The sequence below is a fragment of the Kitasatospora sp. NPDC059747 genome (genome assembly GCF_042732955.1).
In the GTDB taxonomy this organism is placed as follows: Bacteria; Actinomycetota; Actinomycetes; order Streptomycetales; family Streptomycetaceae; genus Kitasatospora.
Genome location: NZ_JBHWGV010000024.1, coordinates 79,577 through 97,268 on the forward strand (window position 1 = coordinate 79,577; position 17,692 = coordinate 97,268).

General features: G+C 74.7%; 11 protein-coding genes, 1 tRNA gene and 1 pseudogene. 6 read left to right on the forward strand and 7 right to left on the reverse strand.

Annotation, left to right across the window (positions count from 1 at the left end):
• The first annotated feature begins 208 nt into the window (after positions 1-208).
• Positions 209-1,531, forward strand: coding sequence for a peptidoglycan-binding protein (locus ACFV4G_RS13530; protein ID WP_380439709.1), 1,323 nt, complete (start codon positions 209-211; stop codon positions 1,529-1,531).
• Between the two features lie 19 nt (positions 1,532-1,550).
• On the opposite strand, the gene ACFV4G_RS13535 is transcribed toward ACFV4G_RS13530, so the two are convergent.
• The 5 genes from ACFV4G_RS13535 to ACFV4G_RS13555 form a co-directional block, all read right to left on the reverse strand.
• A complete protein-coding gene (locus tag ACFV4G_RS13535; RefSeq protein WP_380439711.1) occupies positions 1,551-2,345 on the reverse strand; it encodes a TrmH family RNA methyltransferase in 795 nt (264 codons plus the stop codon).
• Positions 2,342-4,519 (reverse strand): FUSC family protein, encoded by a 2,178-nt coding sequence (locus ACFV4G_RS13540; protein WP_380439713.1) that lies wholly within the window; start codon positions 4,517-4,519, stop codon positions 2,342-2,344. Before ACFV4G_RS13540 ends, ACFV4G_RS13535 begins: the two co-directional genes overlap by 4 nt.
• Before the next feature lie 9 nt (positions 4,520-4,528).
• Positions 4,529-5,743 (reverse strand): HTTM domain-containing protein, encoded by a 1,215-nt coding sequence (locus ACFV4G_RS13545; protein ID WP_380439715.1) that lies wholly within the window; start codon positions 5,741-5,743, stop codon positions 4,529-4,531.
• Between the two features lie 134 nt (positions 5,744-5,877).
• Positions 5,878-6,537: a DUF5819 family protein gene (locus ACFV4G_RS13550; protein WP_380439717.1), complete on the reverse strand. Its 660-nt coding sequence runs from the start codon at positions 6,535-6,537 to the stop codon at positions 5,878-5,880.
• A 104-nt stretch (positions 6,538-6,641) separates the two neighbouring features.
• Positions 6,642-7,835: a rhodanese-like domain-containing protein gene (locus tag ACFV4G_RS13555; protein ID WP_380439719.1), complete on the reverse strand. Its 1,194-nt coding sequence runs from the start codon at positions 7,833-7,835 to the stop codon at positions 6,642-6,644.
• A 265-nt stretch (positions 7,836-8,100) separates the two neighbouring features.
• On the opposite strand from ACFV4G_RS13555, the gene ACFV4G_RS13560 reads away from it, so the two are divergent.
• Positions 8,101-11,850 (forward strand): SpoIIE family protein phosphatase, encoded by a 3,750-nt coding sequence (locus ACFV4G_RS13560; RefSeq protein WP_380439721.1) that lies wholly within the window; start codon positions 8,101-8,103, stop codon positions 11,848-11,850.
• A 92-nt stretch (positions 11,851-11,942) separates the two neighbouring features.
• Here ACFV4G_RS13560 and ACFV4G_RS13565 read toward each other — a convergent pair whose 3' ends face one another.
• Positions 11,943-13,772, reverse strand: a complete 1,830-nt coding sequence (locus tag ACFV4G_RS13565) for a phosphatidylglycerol lysyltransferase domain-containing protein (protein ID WP_380439723.1) — start codon at positions 13,770-13,772, stop codon at positions 11,943-11,945.
• 339 nt (positions 13,773-14,111) lie between these two features.
• On the opposite strand from ACFV4G_RS13565, the gene ACFV4G_RS13570 reads away from it, so the two are divergent.
• A complete protein-coding gene (locus tag ACFV4G_RS13570; protein WP_380439735.1) occupies positions 14,112-14,765 on the forward strand; it encodes a response regulator in 654 nt (217 codons plus the stop codon).
• Positions 14,762-15,919: a sensor histidine kinase gene (locus ACFV4G_RS13575; RefSeq protein ID WP_380439725.1), complete on the forward strand. Its 1,158-nt coding sequence runs from the start codon at positions 14,762-14,764 to the stop codon at positions 15,917-15,919. The genes ACFV4G_RS13570 and ACFV4G_RS13575 overlap by 4 nt, the downstream gene beginning before the upstream one ends.
• Before the next feature lie 100 nt (positions 15,920-16,019).
• Here ACFV4G_RS13575 and ACFV4G_RS13580 read toward each other — a convergent pair.
• A tRNA-Leu gene (locus tag ACFV4G_RS13580) sits at positions 16,020-16,103 on the reverse strand.
• Between the two features lie 435 nt (positions 16,104-16,538).
• On the opposite strand from ACFV4G_RS13580, the gene ACFV4G_RS13585 reads away from it, so the two are divergent.
• Positions 16,539-17,393, forward strand: coding sequence for an FhaA domain-containing protein (locus ACFV4G_RS13585; protein WP_380439727.1), 855 nt, complete (start codon positions 16,539-16,541; stop codon positions 17,391-17,393).
• Positions 17,394-17,439: 46 nt separating this feature from the next.
• A pseudogene (locus tag ACFV4G_RS13590) lies at positions 17,440-17,692 on the forward strand (hypothetical protein); the annotation flags it as partial.

Genomic DNA, 17,692 nt, shown 5'->3' on the forward strand with positions numbered 1-17,692 from the left:
GGCCGAGCCGCCGTCAGCTCCGGTGCCGGCACTACCGTCTCCCCTCCACCCCCGCCACGCCCGGGCCGCCGAACGGCCGTCACCCGCGCGGCCCAGCCCGCCGCGCCGCGGCCCGCCCGCTTTGGGACCTTGGTCCCGGTACCACGCGGAACCGGCCCGGGAAGGTCAGTCCTGCCACACCGTCAGACCGACCAGGAAGAGGTGGACCATGACCGGCGCCGACCCGTCCCCGCTGCTGGAGTTCGTCGAGGTCGAACCCGGCGACGACTGCATATGCGGGGGCTGCAACGCCCGCCGCCGCGCCCGGCTGCACGCCGCCCCGGTGCACGAGGGCGGGCACGCCGCGGCCCGCAGCGTCCGCCGCCGGGCGGCGGTCCTGGTGGCCGCCGTCGGCACCGCGATGGGCGGCGGCGCGGCCGCGGCGACGGCGGCGGTCGCCGCCCCCGCGCCCAACCCGGGCGGCGGCAGCAGCGCCACCCCGCAGAACCCGCAGGGCGAGGTCAGCAGCCTCTACGGCGAGGACGACGGCGGCACCGACACCACCCCGCGCACCTCCGCCCAGCCGGTGACGAGGGCCCGGATCATCCAGCGCGCGCAGAGCTGGGTCGACCAGCGGGTGCCGTACGGCATGGGCCGCTACTGGTCGGACGGCTACCGGCAGGACTGCTCCGGCTTCGTCTCGATGGCCTGGGGCCTGGACGGCAGCCAGACCACCTGGACCCTGCCGAACTTCGCCGAGCGGATCGGCAAGGCCGACCTCCAGCCCGGCGACGTCCTGATCTACAACAACCCGGCCAACCCGCAGGCCGGTTCGCACGCGACGATCTTCGGCGGCTGGACCGACTCCACCCGCACCCGCTACGTCGCCTACGAGCAGACCGCCCCCGGCACGACGAAGCGCAGCACGCCGTACGCGTACTGGAACAACCCCGGCTCGTACGTCCCGTACCGCTACACCGGCCTCTCCGGCGCCAGCAATGACGGCACCCCCTCGACGGACTTCCCCGGCGCCGACAAATTCGGCCCAGGCGCGAACAACGCATACGTCACCGAGCTCGGCCGGATGCTCGTGCAGCGCGGTGGCACCCGGTTCTACTCCGAGGGCCCGGGCCCGCAGTGGGGCGAGGCCGACCGCAAGGCCACCGAGGCCTTCCAGCTCGCCCAGGGCTGGCGCGGCGGCGAGGCCGACGGCATCCCGGGCAAGGACACCTGGGACTACCTGGTCAACGGCAAGGGCCGGAACATCGACGCCGGCGCCCCACTGCCACCCCCGCCCCCGCCCGCGAGCGGCGCACCCGCGTACCCGGGCGCCGACCGGTTCGGGCCCGGCGCGAACAACGACTCCGTCCGTCAGCTCGGCGAGCAGCTCGTCCGCAAGGGCTTCGGCGCCGCCTACACCATCGGCCCCGGCCCGCAGTGGGGCGAGGGCGACCGCGCCAACGTCCAGTCCTTCCAGCAGGCCCAGGGCTGGAGCGGCACCGACGCCGACGGCTACCCGGGCCCGGAGACGTGGCGGCGGCTGTTCTCCTGACGCCCCGGCGCCCGCCCGCTCAGCCGCGGCCGGGCGGGCGCCCCGACATCCAGTGGAAGAGCCCCATCGCGACGCTCGTCGCGAGGTTGAAGCTGGACACCCCCGGCTGCATCGGCACCGCGACCAGGTGGTCCGCACGCGCCTTGAGCTCCGCCGAGACGCCGTGCCGCTCGGTGCCGAACGCCAGCAGCGCGTCGTCCGGGAACGCCAGGGTGCGGATGTCCGCGCCCTCGGGGTCCAGCACGTAGAGCGGCCCGGCGGGCAGCTCCGGCAGGGCCAGCCGCTCGACCGCGGTCGCGAAGTGCAGGCCCGCGCTGCCGCGCACGACCGTCGGGTGCCAGGGGTCGAGGTCGCCGGTGGTGACGACCCCGGTGGCGCCGAAGCCCGCCGCGAGCCGGATCACCGCGCCGACGTTGCCCAGGTTGCGCGGGTTCTCCAGCAGCACGACCGGCGCGCGGCGGGGCCGGTGCCCGAGCGCGGCCCGGTTCGCCCCGGCGGACGGCCGCACCGCCAGCGCGATCACCCCGGTCGGGTGCAGCCGGGGCGCCAGCGTCCGCAGCGCGGTCTCCGGCACCTCCACCGCGAGCCCGGCCAACGTCGGCCCGACGTCCTCGGCCAGCTCGGCGGCGAGCGCCAGCAGCGCGGCCCGGTCCGCGGTCAGCACCTGCCGGACCTCCCCGCCGAAGCGCAGCGCGTGCTTCAGCGGGTGGAACCCGTCCAGCAGGACCGTCCCCGGCTCCCGCTCCACCGCCCGCCAGCCGCGCACCACGTCGTCCACGTTGTCCACGCCGTTCATGCCGTTCATGGCGTTCATGCTTCCACCCCGCCGTCCGCGGGCTCACCGCCACCCGCGTCCACCCCCCGAACGTCCTCCCGCCCCCGCAAAGCCCGCTCCAGCTCCTTCAACGCCTGCATCAACAACCGCACCCCCGCCCACAGCACATCCCGCTGCACCCCCTCCGGCACCTCCGCCAGCCGCTTCTCCAACTGCGCCTGCGCCCCCCGCACCGCCCCGAATTCCACCGGCCGCCCGGTCAGCAGCGCCCCCGCCGCGAGCGCCGTCCCGAGCCGCAGCTCCTCGGCGAACCCGGCCGCCCCCGGCACCGGCTCGGCGTCGCCGGCCGGCAGGTGGGCCTCCAGCAGGACGGCCGCCCGCCCGAGGCGTCCGACCGCGGCCCTGGCCCGGTCGATCCGGCGCCGGCTCACCCCGGGCAGTCCGGACGCGTGCCGTCCCGGTTCGGCGTCGGCCCGTTCCATCGCCTGGAGCAGTTCGGAGCGCGCCTCCCGGGAGTCCAGCAGCGTCGTCCGCACGTCCCGTCCGCGCGGCGCCGCCGGGTCCTCGTAGCCGTCGATCACCGCCGCCGCGTACCGCCCGGCCGCGGCCAGCCACTCGGCGAGCCGCTCGCCGAGCCGGGCGGTCTGCCAGGTCGGGAAGAGCGCGTACGTGACGAGCGCGACGGATCCGCCGAGCAGGGTCAGCCCGACCCGTTCGAAGGCGGTCGTCAGCGGGTCGCCCGGCTGCAGTCCGAGCAGGAAGACGACGTACGACGAGATGCCGACGGTCATCAGCGCGTACCCGGTCCGCAGCGTCAGGTAGGCCCCGCCGATGCAGAGCACCGCCAGCGCCGCGAGCACCCACTCGCCCGGGTGCGCCAGCTGGACCACGAGGGTCGAGACGGCGACCCCGACGACCGTCCCGGCGAGCCGGGCGACGCCCCGGCTGTAGGTCTGGGCGAAGTCGGGCCGCATGACCATCGCGGCGGTCATCGGCGCCCAGTGGCCGTGCTCGAACCCGGCGGCCCGCGCCAGCAGGTACGCGGCCGTGACGACCCCGGTGAGCCGGACGGCGTGCTGGAAGACCGCCGATCGCGGCCGGACCTGCCGCCGCACCGCCCGCAGCGCGGCGGGCAGCATCCGGAACAGCGGCGGCTTGTGCAGGGCGCCGCCGGCACCGACGACGGGCACCGTGACGGTGTCCACGTCGCCGCGGTCCAGCGTGTCGGCGGCCTTGCGCAGCAGCCCGCCGAGCCGCCGGGCCGAGCGCTTGGCCGCACCCCGCAGCCGCCCGTCCGCCTCGGGTGCGGCCAGCGGGACGGGTGCGGCGAGCGCGTAGACGGGCGCGGTGCGGGAGAGGCGGACGGGATCACCGGTCCTGATGGCCCGGGCGAGGGCGTCCATGGCCTCGGCGGACGCGGCGAGGACCTCCCGGGCGCGGTCGCGCTGCGGCCCTTCCGCCGGCGCGCCGACCTTGGGGTCGGCGAGCGCGGCGAGGGTGGGGCGGATGCGTTCGGCGATGCCGCGCAGGCCGCGCAGTTCGGGCGGCCGGTGGCGGTCCTGCCAGGGGGTGAGGGCGGCGGCGTGCCGGGCGGTCATGAACGGCGCTGGGTCGACGTGCGCGGTCGGGTCCTGTCGCAACCGCCGTGCGTAGTCGCCCAGTTCGGCGTAGGTGTCGGCGAGTGCCGCCCGCTGGGAGGTCCAACTGCCGATCGGCCACAGGGTGATGACGGCGGCCTGGACGACACCGCCGAGGGCCGCGACGAGTCCGTGGCCGAGCGCGGCGAGCACGCCGACCGGGAGCTGGACGACGATCAGCATCACCGAGACGGTGTTGGCCGCGACCACCCCGGCGGTCGGCCCGATCGCCCAGGCGAGTCCGGCGGCGAAGGCCCACACCGCGAGCAGCGCCGGGAACAGCCCGAAGACGCCGACGGCCAGGTACCCGAGGAAGGTGCTGGTGCCGAGCCCGATCCCGGCGGCGACGGCGAGGCTGGCCCGGGGCCGGAAGCTGCGCTGGAAGGTGGCCGTCCCGGCGATGAACGCGCCCATCGCGGCCGAGGTCGCGAGCGAGGGCCCGCCGAGCGCGAGGGTCGGGAACAGCACGAGCCCCACGGCGACGGCCCCGCGCGCCGCCCGTTTGGGGTCGGTCAGCGCCCGGTCGAGGGTGAGTCCGGTCCGCGCGGTGTCACGTAGCGCGGCGAACCAGGACATAGCGCCATCCTAGAGCGGCTCGTCCGCTCCCACCGGCTCTCGCTCCCGCTCCCGCGGGACCGCACCGCCCCGCCGGACCGGCCGCACCCGCCGCACCTGCCGCTCCGCCCAGAGCAACGCCCCGGTCGGCAGGAACACCGCGTCCGCCGCGACCATCGCGAGCGAGAACACCGGAAGCCCGAGCACCACCGCGATCCCGAGGTGCTCGGCCATCATGATCGCCAGCAGGACGTTCTTGACCCGCCGGTCGAGCAGCGTGAACGGGAACGCGACCTGCACGATCACCGTGCCGTAGGAGATCAGGAACACCGGCACCAGCGCCGAGCCGACCAGCGCGGACAGCGCCGGCCAGGGCGCGAAGTAGTCCAGGTGGAGCGGGTAGTACAGCGCGGTGCCGTCCTGCCAGCGCGTGCCCTGCACCTTGTACCAGCCGGCCGTCGCGTAGATCAGCACCACCTCGGCGGCGATCACCAGCATCGCGCAGTTGTGCACCGTGTTCGCGAGCCCGTCGAGCACCGCCCGCACCTCGCCGTCCGGCCGCAGCCGGCCGAGCGCCCACCAGAGCCCGGCCACCGCCCAGAGCCCCCAGAACAGCGGTGCCCACCCGAGGTACGGGAACGCGGCGGAGGTCCAGGTCAGGCTGTCCCCGGAGAAGCCACCGAGCTGACAGACCGCCAGCACGGCCCCGAGGACGGCCCAGAGCACGACGCCGCCCCACCCGGGACGGCCCCGCCGGGCGTCGAGCGACCACACCTCGGCGCAGCGGGTGAAGACCAGGTAGACGGCCATCAGGTGGACGACGTTGTCGCCGCCGTCGCCGAGGAAGACGTCCCGGTTCTGCAGCGACAGCACGGTGACCAGGAAGAGCACCGTACTCGCCCGGGTCCGCCAGCCGAGCACCACGGCGAGGGCGGCGAGCACCGCCAGGTGGTAGACCGCCTCGAACCAGAGCCGCCCGTCGAACCAGGGCAGCACGGTGAAGGCCCCGTTGTCGGCGAGGAGCTGCCGGGCGAGGTCCAGGGACCAGGGCGACCGGTCGCCGTACAGCACCCGCCGGTTCGGCCACTCGCGCAGCAGGTAGGCGAGCCAGACCAGCCCGAAGCCGATCCGCACCACGGCCGCCTGGTGGCGGCCGAGCACCCGCCCGGTGAACGCCTCCAGCGCCCGGCCGACGCGTGCGAGCGGACCCGGGGCCGGCGCGGGCACGGACTCGGGTGCTGACACGGCAACGACCTGCTGCCCGCCCTGGCGCGGGATCCCGTCCAACCGCGGCTGTTCGACACCGGGCGGCGAGACCTCCCGCGGCGAGACCCCCGACGAGACCCCCGACGGCGAGACCTCCGGCTGCGACACCTCGTTCACCCGAGCCCCCGGTAGTCCGCGTCGTCCACCGGCCACCAGGGCAGCTCCCGCGTCTTCGGCTCGGGCGGCGGGGCCTCCCCGCTCCAGGACGGCGGCGGGACGGTCGCCGAGGTCACCCGGAACTGGATCTCCAGGATCCGCTCGCCGTCCACGCTCCGGCCGATCCGCTGGAGCGCTATGCGCTTCAGGTACTCCTCGGCGAGCTTGCCCCGGCTGTTGGTCAGCGTCTCGTCCTGCGGGTTGTGCGAGCCGTCGTAGAAGTCCCAGGCCCGCCGCAGCAGGTTCTGGTCGACGTGGCTGGGCGCCGGGTTGCCCCTTATCGCGGCGATGTCCCGGGCGGTCAGCCCGAGCCAGTCGCGGGTCTCGGTGGCGCCGCCGCCGGCGACGGTCCGCACCCGGGCGTCCAGGCTGACGTTCTGCTGGAGCGGGTTGGGCGCGAAGAGCTTCCAGTTCTGCTCGAACTCGGGGTAGACCACCCCGTCGATCTGCTCCCGGTACTGCCGGGACACCGTGTTGGCGGGCGCGACGTGCAGGAACACCGCGCCGAGGAACAGTCCCGTCCCGGTGAGCAGCACCACGGCGGCCAGGCCCAGAACGAGCTGCGCGGGCCGCGACCGGACCCGCGCGCCGGCCGGTGTGTCCGTGCTGTCCGCCATGCGCACTCCCCCTGCCGGACGGGCGCCGCCGGGCCCGTCCCGGGTCGGTCGCGCGCCCATCCTGCCCTACCGGGCCAAAGGGTGCGTACGGGTCGGAGCGGGGTTCAGAGGACGAACGCGTCCTGGCCGGTGCTGCTGACCATGGGCCGGCCGGCGCCCTCCCAGGCGTACATGCCGCCGTCCACGTTCACCGCGTCCCGGCCCTGCTGCACCAGGTACTGGACGACCTGCGCCGAGCGGCCGCCGACGCGGCACAGCACGTACAGCTTGTCGTCCGGCAGCTCGCCGAGCCGGGCGATGACCTGCCCGAGCGGGATGTGCAGGGCGCCGTCCACGTGGCCCGCGTCCCACTCGTCCTGCTCGCGGACGTCCAGGAGGACGGCATCGGCGGGCACGGAGGCGGCGTCGGCGGAGGGGATCTGCGGGAACATCGTGTGGGTCTCCTGGGGCTCGATCGGGTCCGTGCCATTGTCGCCCACCGGGGGCCGGGGATCGCCGAGCAGCCGGGCCAGCTCGGCCTGCCGGTCCGCGGCCTTGGCCAGCAGCTCCTCGGCGAGCTGCTCCAGCAGCCCGTCCGGGTCCTGCGGCGCGAGCGCGAGGAGCTCCCCCATCGGGGTGCGCTCCAGCCGGACCTGCTCGGCGGCGGTCTCGGCGATCTTCGCGGTGAGCCATTCCAGTCGGCGGCGCAGCCACTCCAGCCGGTCCGGCGCGTCCGGCGCGGGGGCCGCCTCGGGCGCGGTGGACCACTCGGCGGCCAGGCCGGCCAGCGCGCCGGCGTCGCCGAACGCGTAGGCCTCGTTGACCCGGACGAGGAACGCGGCCCGGCGCTCCTGCTCTGCCGGGTCGGTGGTGAGGTCGGGGTGGGCGCGGCGCACGAGGTCGCGGTAGATCCGCTGGGCCTCCCGTCCGGGGCGGACCTTGGCCGGGGCGGCGGGCGGCGGCGGGACGGCCTCCTCCTCGCCGCCGCGCTCCTCGCGGACCGCCTGGACGGAGTCGAACAGCGCGTCCAGGTCGGGGAGTTCCTCGACCTGCTGCCTGGCCTCGGCGGCCCGCCGGACGTCCTCGGGGCGCCCGGTCGTGGCCGCGACGGCCTCCGCGACCAGGGCGTCCAGCTCGTCGAGCCGGGCGTAGAGCGGGCCGAGCAGCTGATGGTGGATCAGCGCGAAGTTGTCGATCTCGACCCGCAGCGTCTGCACGTCGACGTCCATGCTCAGCCAGGCGAGTTCGGCGGCGGCGACCCGCTCCTCCAGCTCCTGCTGCTCCGGGTCCGTCCAGCGGACGGGGATCTGCGCGGTCACTTCTCGCCTCTGTCTCGTCCCTACTGCGTTCGGCCGCCGGGCGGCCCGGCCTGCCACCCTACCCCCGCGCGGGAAGCGTCAACCGGGCGGAAGGGGGGTACGAACCGGCGCGAGGCAAGCGGCGTGCAACCGATCCTGATGAATCTCCCCGTTTCGCTATCGAGCCCGGCCCGGTCCGTGCTTCGCTGGTATCCGCACAGCGTGCCTTCCTCCGGAGAGACGGCCGCCTCCAGGCGTGGCGGCCAGGCGGGAGCAGACCGAATCCATGGTGGACGAGCCCAACTCCACACCACGTCCGGCGGGCGCCGAGGCCGTTCCGGGAGGCCACCCGGCGGGTGTCGCCGCCCTGGTCCGGATCGCCCTCGTCCTGGTCGACCGGGCCGGACGGATCGCCCAGTGGAGCCGGGCCGCCGAGGAGCTCTTCGGGCACCGGGCCGAGGTCGCCCGCGACCGCCCCGCCTCGGGCCTGCTGCCCGCCATGGAGCCCCGCGGATCCGCCGGCGCCACCTGCGCCCGCCGCCGCTGCGACGCCCTCGACACCCTGGCCGCGCTGACCGCCGACGGCCGTCCCTGGGCCGGCCAGATGCCCGTCACCGACCGCGAGGACCACCTGCGCGACGTGCTGTGGTGGGCCTACCCGCTGCCCGGCCCGTCCGGCGGCCTGCTCGCCCTGGCCGCGGACGCCCGCCCGCTGCGCACCTCGGGACCGCGCCTCGCGCTGGGCGAGCGGCTGCTGCCGTTCGCGCCCGCCCCCGCCGCCCGGGGCGGCTTCCACGGGCTGGTCGCCGCGCTCACCCCGCCCGGCGGAGCACCCGCCGGTTCCGCCGCGGCGTCGGCGCTGGCCCGGCTCCTGCCCGCCGCCCACCGGGCACCGCTGGTGGCGGCGCTGGAGCTCGCCGGGCTGCCCGCCCTGCGGCTGGACGCGGCCACCGTGCTCCCGGTGCTGCCCTCCGACCCGCAGTGCGGCGCCGCGCACGCCGCCGCCGGGATCGGCCGCCGCTACCCCACCGCCCAGCAGCGCGCCGCCCGGGTGGGCCCGCCGCCGCAGCCCGAGCAGGCCGGCGCGTCCCGGACCGTCCGCGGCCGCCCGGCCGGCCCGCTGCCCGGCCAGCGCGACTGCGCCGAACGGCCCGCCGCCAGGCCGGCCGCCCTGTCCGTCCCGTCCCCCACCGGAGGAGGCGCCGCCATCGAGCCGGCCGCCGTCGAATCGTCCGCCAACGGGCACCAGGCCCTCGCCCCGGCCCCGGTCGGGCGGAGCGCCCGCGGCGACCAGTCCCCGGGCACCGCCCCGGACACCACCGCGTCCGCCGTCCCGGCCCCCGCCGGGGCCGACGGCCCGCCCCACGGCGGCCGCCTCGGCCCGTTCCTGACCAACGGCCACGCCGGCGAGCAGCTGGCCCTGCTGAACGAGGTCGGCGGCAAGGTCGGCACCACCCTGGACCTCGGCTTCACCGCCCACGAGCTCTGCCAGGTGCTGGTCCCCCGGGTCGCCGACTTCGCCTGCGTGGACCTCGTGGACGGGCTGATCTCCGACTCGGAGCTGCCCGCCGCCCGGCCGGACGACGACACGATGCTCCGCCGGGTCGCCCTGGTCTACAACGAGACCGGCGGCGCCTGGGACCACGTCCTGTCCGAGGGCGCGCTGGTCAGCATGCCCCGCCGCACCCCGCCCGGGATGGCCCTCCAGCTGAACCAGCCGGTCCTCGTCCCGGTGGTCAGCGACGACGTCGCGGTCGACTACGCCATCGCGCTCGGCGGCGTCCGGCTGGCCCCGGTGGTCTCCGGCCGCTCGATGCTGGTCGTCCCGCTCTCCGCCCGGGGCACCGTGCTCGGCATCCTCAAGCTGCTCCGGCTGCCCGACCGCACCCCCTTCGACGAGAGCGACGCCGCGACCCTCAAGGAGCTGGCCGTCCGCGCCGCCCTGTCGCTCGACAACGCCAGGCTGCACCGCGCCGAGTCCCGGGTCGCCACCACGCTGCAGCGCTCGATGATCCCGACCCGCCCGCCGCAGATCCCCGGCGTGCAGATCGCCCACCGCTACCTGCCCGGCGACCCGAAGGCCGAGGTCGGCGGCGACTGGTTCGACGCCATCCAGCTGCCCGGCAGCCGGGTCGCCCTGGTGGTCGGCGACGTGATGGGCCACGGCCTGCACTCGGCCGCCGCGATGGGCCGCTTCCGCACCGCGATGCAGACCCTCGCCGCCCTCGACCTGCCGCCCGGCCAGCTGCTGCGCCACCTCGACAACCTGGCCCACAAGCTCGGCGACGACCACCTCGCCACCTGCCTGTACGCGGTCTACGACCCGATCAACCGGACCTGCGAGCTGGCCAGCGCCGGCCACGTCCCGCCGGTCCTGGTGCACCCGGACGGCACCGGCGAGCTGCTGGAGATCCCGGCCGGCGCGCCGATCGGGGTCGGCGGGGTGCCGTTCGTCGCCAAGACCATCGACGTGTCGGACGGCTCGATGCTGGTGCTCTGCACCGACGGGCTGGTCGAGGTCAGGGGCGGCGACATAGGAGCGGGCCTGGCCGCGCTCTGCGGCAACCTGATCGACCCGCGGCAGAGCCCCGAGCAGGCCTGCGACGTCGTGCTGGAGCGCCTGCACTCGGACGACCGCAAGGACGACGTCGCCCTCCTGGTGGCCCGCTTCGACGGGGTCGCCCCGTCCGAGGTGGCCACCTGGGACCTCACCGTCGACCACCGCGAGGTCCGCCGGGCCCGCGCCCTGGTCCGCGAGCAGCTGGCCGCCTGGCACCTGGAGGCGCTCAGCGACACCACCGAGCTGCTGGTCAGCGAGCTGGTGACGAACGCCGTCCGGGTGGCCAGGGACCGGGTCCGGCTGCAGCTGATCCGGGTGGACAAGCTCCTGGTCGAGGTCAGCGACGACAACCACAACCTGCCCTCGCTGGAGCCCGCCGAGCAGCTCGGCGAGACCGGCCGCGGCCTCACCCTGGTGACCAAGCTCGCCGAGCGCTGGGGCACCGCCCGCAAGGCGGTCGGCAAGGTCGTCTGGTTCGAGCTCCCGCTGCCCCACGGCCCCCGGAAAGCCTGCGCGGCCGGGCACCGGGCGCGCTGCCCGGTACCCGGCCGCTCAAGGCCGCAACCGTGCTCCCTACGGGATGACGGCGCCCGCCGAGGTCCGCCGCCGGGCCTCCACCGCGACCTCGCGGGAGGCCGCCGTCGCCACCGAGGTGGCGGCCCCGACCCCGGCCAGCACCCGCGGCCAGAAGTCGCCGAACACCTCGACCGAGACGGCGATCAGCAGCGCGGTGATCACCGCGACGACATGCTCCAGACCGGCCAGGTTCGGCAGGACGACCGCCTCGCCGACCATCAGGACCACCACCAGCCCGGCGGTGAACCAGGCCCGGCAGCGGAACGCGATGCAGATCGCCAGCGCCACCACCGCGGCCGACGGCCCGGTGTCCCGCACGTAGGCGACCCACTTCGGGAAGCCGAACAGGTGGTCCGGCCCGATCGCCACGCCGAACCGGGCGAACAGCGTGCCCGCCAGGGTGCAGGCATAGGCCACCACCAGCGTCATCCGGCGGCCGAGCACGATCTCGGCGATGCCGAAGACCAGGAAGACCTGGGCCAGCGCCCCCCAGACCGGCAGGTCCAGCGCCGGGACGTACAGCGACAGCGGGGTGCGCAGCAGGGAGACGTCCAGCGGCAGCGCGGCCTTCACCACACCGATGTGGTTGACGAAGCGCTCGCCGCCGGGCAGGTGCTGCACGATGCTGAACAGCAGGATCAGAAACGTCGCCGTGGTGGCCAGCGGAACGGCGGCGAACTTCTTGCGCACCACCTGGTCGCGGACCGTCACGAACAACGTCCCCCACTCGGCGACAGCGGCCGCTCTGGCTGTCGCCAGCGGCCCCTTTCGCACGCCCCCCGCGTGGGTCCTGTGAATCACAGCCGTCCTCTCCCGAATCCCCGAACCGTTGAGTCTTTTCTCAGCTACCTCAACATTAGAAGCCTCTTAACAAATCCACATCGGCATGGATGGGGATAAGGGTCATCCTCAGGGGGGAGGGGATCCCCCCTAGGGCACCCCCATCCGGCCGTCCGCCGCCCCCCGCCCCCCGGCGGAGAGCGGGCGGAGGACTACTCCTCGCCCTGCTGCGCGCCCACGGGCACGCGGGGCGCCACCACGGCGGACCCGGAGTGCCGGCGCCGGAAGAGGGCGGGCATGCTCGGCGCGACGATGAAGCCCTCGGCACGGGCGCTCGCGATGCCGATCCGCGGAATCTCGCTGCTCTTCTCGAAGAGCAGGTAACGCGGTTCCCAGATCGGCCGGTACTTGGCGTTGGCGCGGTACAGCGACTCGATCTGCCACCAGCGCGAGAAGAAACCGAGCACCGAGCGCCACAGCCGCAGCACCGGGCCGGCCCCGAGCCGCGAACCGCGCTCGAAAACGGAACGGAACATCGCGAAGTTCAACGAAACCCGCTTGAGCCCCACCTCGTCGGCGCGCTGGAGGAGTTCGATCACCATGAACTCGACCAGGCCGTTCTCGGTGTCCCGGGCCCGGCGCATCAGGTCCAGCGAGAGCCCGTCCGGGCCCCACGGCACGAAGCTCAGCAGCGCCTTGAGCTCGCCGTCGCCGTCGTGGCACTCCAGCATCACGCAGCGGCCGTCGGCCGGGTCGCCGAGGCGGCCGAGCGCCATCGAGAAGCCGCGCTCGGTCGCGCCGTCGCGCCACTCGTCGGCCTTGGCCACCAGCCGCTCCATCTCCGCCTCGGAGATGTCCTCGTGGCGGCGGATCCGCACGGTGTACCCGGCCCGCTTGACCCGGTTGTACGCCTGCCGGACGACCCGCATGGCCCGGCCCTCCAGCGAGAACTCGTCCAGCTCGACGATCGCCTCGTCACCCAGCTCCAGCGCGTCCAGCCCGTGCCGGGCGTAGATCACGCCGGCCTCCTCGGAGGCACCCATGACGGCCGGAGCCCAGGCGTGCTCGCGGGCCTCGGCGAGCCAGGCGTCGATCGCCCCCGGCCAGGCCTCCGGGTCGCCGATCGGGTCACCCGAGGCGAGCGACACCCCGCCGATCACCCGGTAGGTGACGGCCGCCTTGCCGCTGGGGGAGAAGATCACGGCCTTGTCCCGGCGCAGCGCGAAGTAGCCGAGGGAGTCCCGCTCGCCCTGCTTGTCGAGCAGGGTCCGGAGCTTCGCCTCGTCCTCGGGGTTCAGCAGCTCCTTGCCGCGCGGGCTGCGGAAGGCGACGTACAGCACGAGCAGGAACAGCACCGCGCCCATCGCGTTGATCACCGCGTTCACCCAGGTCGGCGCGTTGATCACGGAGCGCAGGTGCTCGGACGGGGTGATGGTGATCATCCGGCCGACGGAGTAGCGGAAGAGGTCCCAGAAGCCGGCGCCGCCCAGGTCGTTGGTCAGCCACACCAGCAGCGCGCCCACCCCGCCGCCGAACAGCAGCCCGCCGACGAAGGTCGCGGCGGCGGTCTTCGGGTTGGACTGGTCGCCCTTGGAGGTGAACTCCTTGCGCCCGATCAGCAGCGCCAGCACGAACAGGCAGGTCAGCACCGTGGAGATGTAGTTCAGCGGGTGCCGGTTGAAGCGCTCGTCGGGCAGCACCATGGCGGCCAGGTAGAGCAGGGCGAACATCCCGGCCAGCGCCGCGTTGAAGATCCACGCGGCCCGCTTGCGCCGCCGCATCGCGACCGCCAGGAACACCGACAGCACCGCGCTGGCCAGGCCCGAGGTCATCAGGTACGGCGTGAAGTACTCGCCCTCGTTGTGCTCGCTGACCTGGTCACGGAACGGCACCAGGAGTACCGTCGCCACGTTCAGCAGCGCGATCAGCCGCAGGTACCAGACGGAGGCCGCGGCGGCCCGCGGGCGCCAGCGGTCGAGCGGGCCGACGGGCCGGGGCCCGGTGGACGTGGCGGACGGCTCCGACTTCACAGTGGACGACACAGCTCAATTCCAAACGATCAGATGGTGGGGCGCATCCGCACACGGCCCGGCGCCGGGCGCCCGCACGGGCCCGACGGACTGACCGGCGGCCCCGGGCCCACCGGCCCCCGCACCGGGGAGCGGGCCGACGAAAGGGCAGCCACCAACATGGTTCCCCACCTCACGTGAGAATCGCGTGAACCGGGTAGCGGATTCCAGCCCCCGCCGAACGGCGGGGGTGCGGACCCGCCATGCGTTCGGCGGCCCGACCCGGCTACCCCTACCCTCGACATCGACCCGCGCGGACCGCCCCCACCCGGCCGCCCCAACCGAGGAGGCACCATCACCACCACCCGCGTGCTGATCGTGGACGACGAGATCCTGGTCCGCTCCGGCCTCGGCCTCATCGTCGGTTCCGCCCACGACCTGGAGGTGGTCGGCGACTGCTCCGGCGGCCAGGCCGAGGACCACGTCCAGCGGCTGCGCCCGCACGTCGTGCTGCTCGACATCCGGATGCCCGACCTCGACGGCATCTCGGTGCTGCGGAGGGTCCGCGCCCTGCCCGACCCGCCGGCCGTCGCGATGCTGACCACCTTCGACACCGACGAGTACATCGGCACCGCGCTGCGGGCCGGCGCCTCCGGCTTCCTCCTCAAGGACACCGCCCCCGAGCAGCTGGTGCACGCCGTCCGGGTGCTCGCGGCCGGCGGCAACATCCTCTCCCCGACCGTCACCCGCACCGTGATCGGCGGCTACGTGGACGGCGGCGGCCCGGACGCCGAGGCCTCCGCGCTCACCCGCACCCTCACCGGCCGGGAGCTGGACGTCCTGGCGCTGCTCGGCGAGGGCCTGTCCAACGCGGAGATCGCCGACCGGCTGTTCCTCGGCACCGGCACCGTCAAGGACCACATCAGCGCGATCCTCGGCAAGCTCGGCGCCGCGAACCGCGTCCAGGCCGCCGTGGTGGCCCACCGGGCCGGACTGGTCCGGCCGAAACCCGGCGACGGGGCATGACCGCCGCCGACCAGTTGCCGTCGAGACGGCTGCCGGCCTGGTGCACCGCGCCCTGGCTGATGCTGCTGCTGCCCGCGCTGTACTCCCTGATGGACGCGGCCCTGGTCGCCCGGGACGCCCCGTGGTGGCAGGTGGCGCTGTCGGTGCTGGCCGCCGTGACGCTGCTCTGGCGCCGCCGCTTCCCGGTCCTGGTGCTGCTGCTCACCATGCCCGGCAGCTACGTCGCCGACATCTGGCTGGCCCCGATCACGGCCGTCTACACGCTGGCGGCCGAACGCCCCAACCCCCGTCTGGTCATCCCCCTCGGCACCCTCTTCACCCTCGTCGAGTTCTTCCACTGGCCGATCTCCGACCAGACCGTCTGGCTGAGCCGCGACACCGCGCTCTACGCCATCCAGTCGATCATGCTCGCCGCCGGCCCCGCCGCCACCGGCCTGCTCGCCCGCACCCGGCGGGAGCTGGCGGCCCGGGTCGAGGAGCTGATCCGGGGCCAGGAGCGGGAGACCAGGCTGCTCGCCGAGCGGGTGCTGATCAGCGAGCGCGGCCGGCTCGCCCGCGAGATGCACGACGTCGTCTCGCACCAGGTCAGCCTGATCAGCATCCAGGCCGGCGCGCTCCAGGTGAGCACCCCCGACCCGGCCGCGGTGGCCACCGCCCGCACCATCCGCGAGCTGTCCGTGCGCACCCTCGACGAGCTGCGCCAGATGGTCGGCGTGCTGCGCACCGGCGACCCGCGCCACAACACCCCGCTCGCCCCGCAGCCGCGGCTGGCCGACCTGCCCCGGCTGATCGAGCAGAGCGGCCTGGCCGCCGACGCCGAGCTGGCGCCCGGCGACCGCCCGTGGCCGGAGGCGGTCGAGCGGGCCGCCTACCGGACGGTCCAGGAGGCGCTCACCAACATCACCAAGTACGCCCCGGACGCGGCCGTGCACGTGAAGGTGCGGGCGAAGGGCCGGCGGCTGCGGGTCGAGGTGCGCAACGACCCCCCGCCGGTGCGGCCGGCCCGGGCGGACGCCCTGACCCTGCCGGGCGGCGGTCACGGGCTGGTGGGCCTGCGCGAGCGCGCCCAGCTCCTCGGCGGCACGCTGACCGCGGGCCCCACCCAGGAGGGCGGTTTCGAGGTCCGCGCCGAACTCCCCGCGTCCCGCGCCTGAGCCGGCTGCCAACCGCCGAGACGCCGGGACGCCGCCCCGGGGCGGTCCCGCCGGAGAACGAGAAAGCCCCGCAGATCCGAAGATCTGCGGGGCTTCGCTGTGCGCGAGGGGGGAGTTGAACCCCCACGCCCTTTCGGGCACTGGAACCTGAATCCAGCGCGTCTGCCTATTCCGCCACCCGCGCATGGGTGCGTCTTCCGTGCCGACCGGATCCCCGACCCACCAGCGCCTCGCGGCCCTCGTGGTTCTTCGTTCCGGCCTCCCTCTCGGGCGGCCCTTCCGACGTGGAAAACAGTAGCACGACCTGGGGGAGTCCTCCGAATCCGTTCCGGCGGGACGGTTCCACCCCCGGTCCGCCACCCGAGCGCGTCCGAACGGATGCGCCCCGAACGTCCGGGCGAAGCGTGGAACCCCCTTCCGACGGGCACACCTGGCGTGCCGTACCCGATATGCGTCACCCTGTGTGTCCGAGCCCACCCCCGGGCACGACGCGTTCCGGGAACCGTACGGATGGGCCCGGCGTGGATACGATCAGTACGGAAGTACCGCAAGTAGGCACGACCGGCTCTCCGGGGCCCGGTCGGCAGGCAGGCGAACGAACCCTGGAAGGGGGTGCCCCATGGGAGTGCTGAAGAAGTTCGAGCAGCGACTTGAGGGTCTCGTCAACGGCACCTTCGCGAAGGTGTTCAAGTCCGAGGTCCAGCCCGTGGAGATCGCCGGTGCGCTGCAGCGCGAGTGCGACAACAACGCGAGCATCTGGAACCGCGACCGCACCGTCGTGCCGAACGACTTCATCGTCGAGCTGAGCCCGCACGACCACGAACGCCTGAGCCCCTACTCCGGGCAGCTCGGCAGCGAGCTCGCCGGCATGGTCCGCGAGTACGCCGAGGCCCAGCGGTACAGCTTCATGGGCCCCCTCCAGGTGAACCTGGAGCAGGCCGACGACCTCGACACCGGCCTGTACCGGGTGCGCAGCCGCACCCTGGCGGCCGAGGAGCCCCAGCAGTACGCGCCGCCGCAGCCCGGCTACGACCGCCCGCCGGCCGCCCCGGCCCCCGGCGCGCCGTGGCAGCAGCCGGGCGCCGACCAGTACGGCGCGCCCCCGCCGCCGGCCGCGCCCCCCGCCATGCCCCCGGCCCCGCCGACCGCGGGCGGCAACGTCCGCGCGTTCCCCGGCTCCGGCCACGGCGCCTCGGTCCGCACCTGGATCGAGGTGAACGGCACCCGCCACCAGATCTCCGGCGGCACGTGCGTGCTCGGCCGCTCGACCGAGGCGGACGTCCGGATCGACGACCCGGGCGTCTCCCGCAAGCACGCCGAGATCCGCCCCGGCAACCCTTCGATGGTCCTCGACCTGGGCTCCACCAACGGCATCGTGGTGGACGGACAGCACACCCAGCGCGCTACGCTCCGCGACGGCTCGCGAATCGTCGTGGGCTCCACCACCATCGTCTACCGACAGGTCGAAGGGTAGTGTCCGATTTGTTCGCGCGCTTCGCTCACCCACACGCGGGGCGGCCATGTCCGAACTGACCCTGACGGTGATGCGGCTGGGCTTCCTGGCCGTGCTGTGGCTGTTCGTCATCGTCGCGATCCAGGTGATCCGCAGCGACCTCTTCGGGACCAAGGTGAACCCCCGCTCCTCGCGCCGCGGCGGTGCCGCGCCCGCGCCCGGAGCCGGTGCGGCCACCGCTCCCGCCGCCGGACGCCCCGCGCCGACCCCGGGCCCGGGCCCGGGGGGGGGCCCGGGGTCGTCGTTTTGCCGCCCGCCCG

What these genes read in the sequence shown, in the direction of transcription:
- ACFV4G_RS13530 (WP_380439709.1), top strand. Translation starts at nt 209, where the DNA reads ATGACCGGCGCCGACCCGTCCCCGCTGCTGGAGTTCGTCGAGGTCGAA.
- ACFV4G_RS13535 (WP_380439711.1), bottom strand. Translation starts at nt 2,345, where the DNA reads ATGAACGCCATGAACGGCATGAACGGCGTGGACAACGTGGACGACGTG.
- ACFV4G_RS13540 (WP_380439713.1), bottom strand. Translation starts at nt 4,519, where the DNA reads ATGTCCTGGTTCGCCGCGCTACGTGACACCGCGCGGACCGGACTCACC.
- ACFV4G_RS13550 (WP_380439717.1), bottom strand. Translation starts at nt 6,537, where the DNA reads ATGGCGGACAGCACGGACACACCGGCCGGCGCGCGGGTCCGGTCGCGG.
- ACFV4G_RS13560 (WP_380439721.1), top strand. Translation starts at nt 8,101, where the DNA reads ATGGTGGACGAGCCCAACTCCACACCACGTCCGGCGGGCGCCGAGGCC.
- ACFV4G_RS13575 (WP_380439725.1), top strand. Translation starts at nt 14,762, where the DNA reads ATGACCGCCGCCGACCAGTTGCCGTCGAGACGGCTGCCGGCCTGGTGC.
- ACFV4G_RS13585 (WP_380439727.1), top strand. Translation starts at nt 16,539, where the DNA reads ATGGGAGTGCTGAAGAAGTTCGAGCAGCGACTTGAGGGTCTCGTCAAC.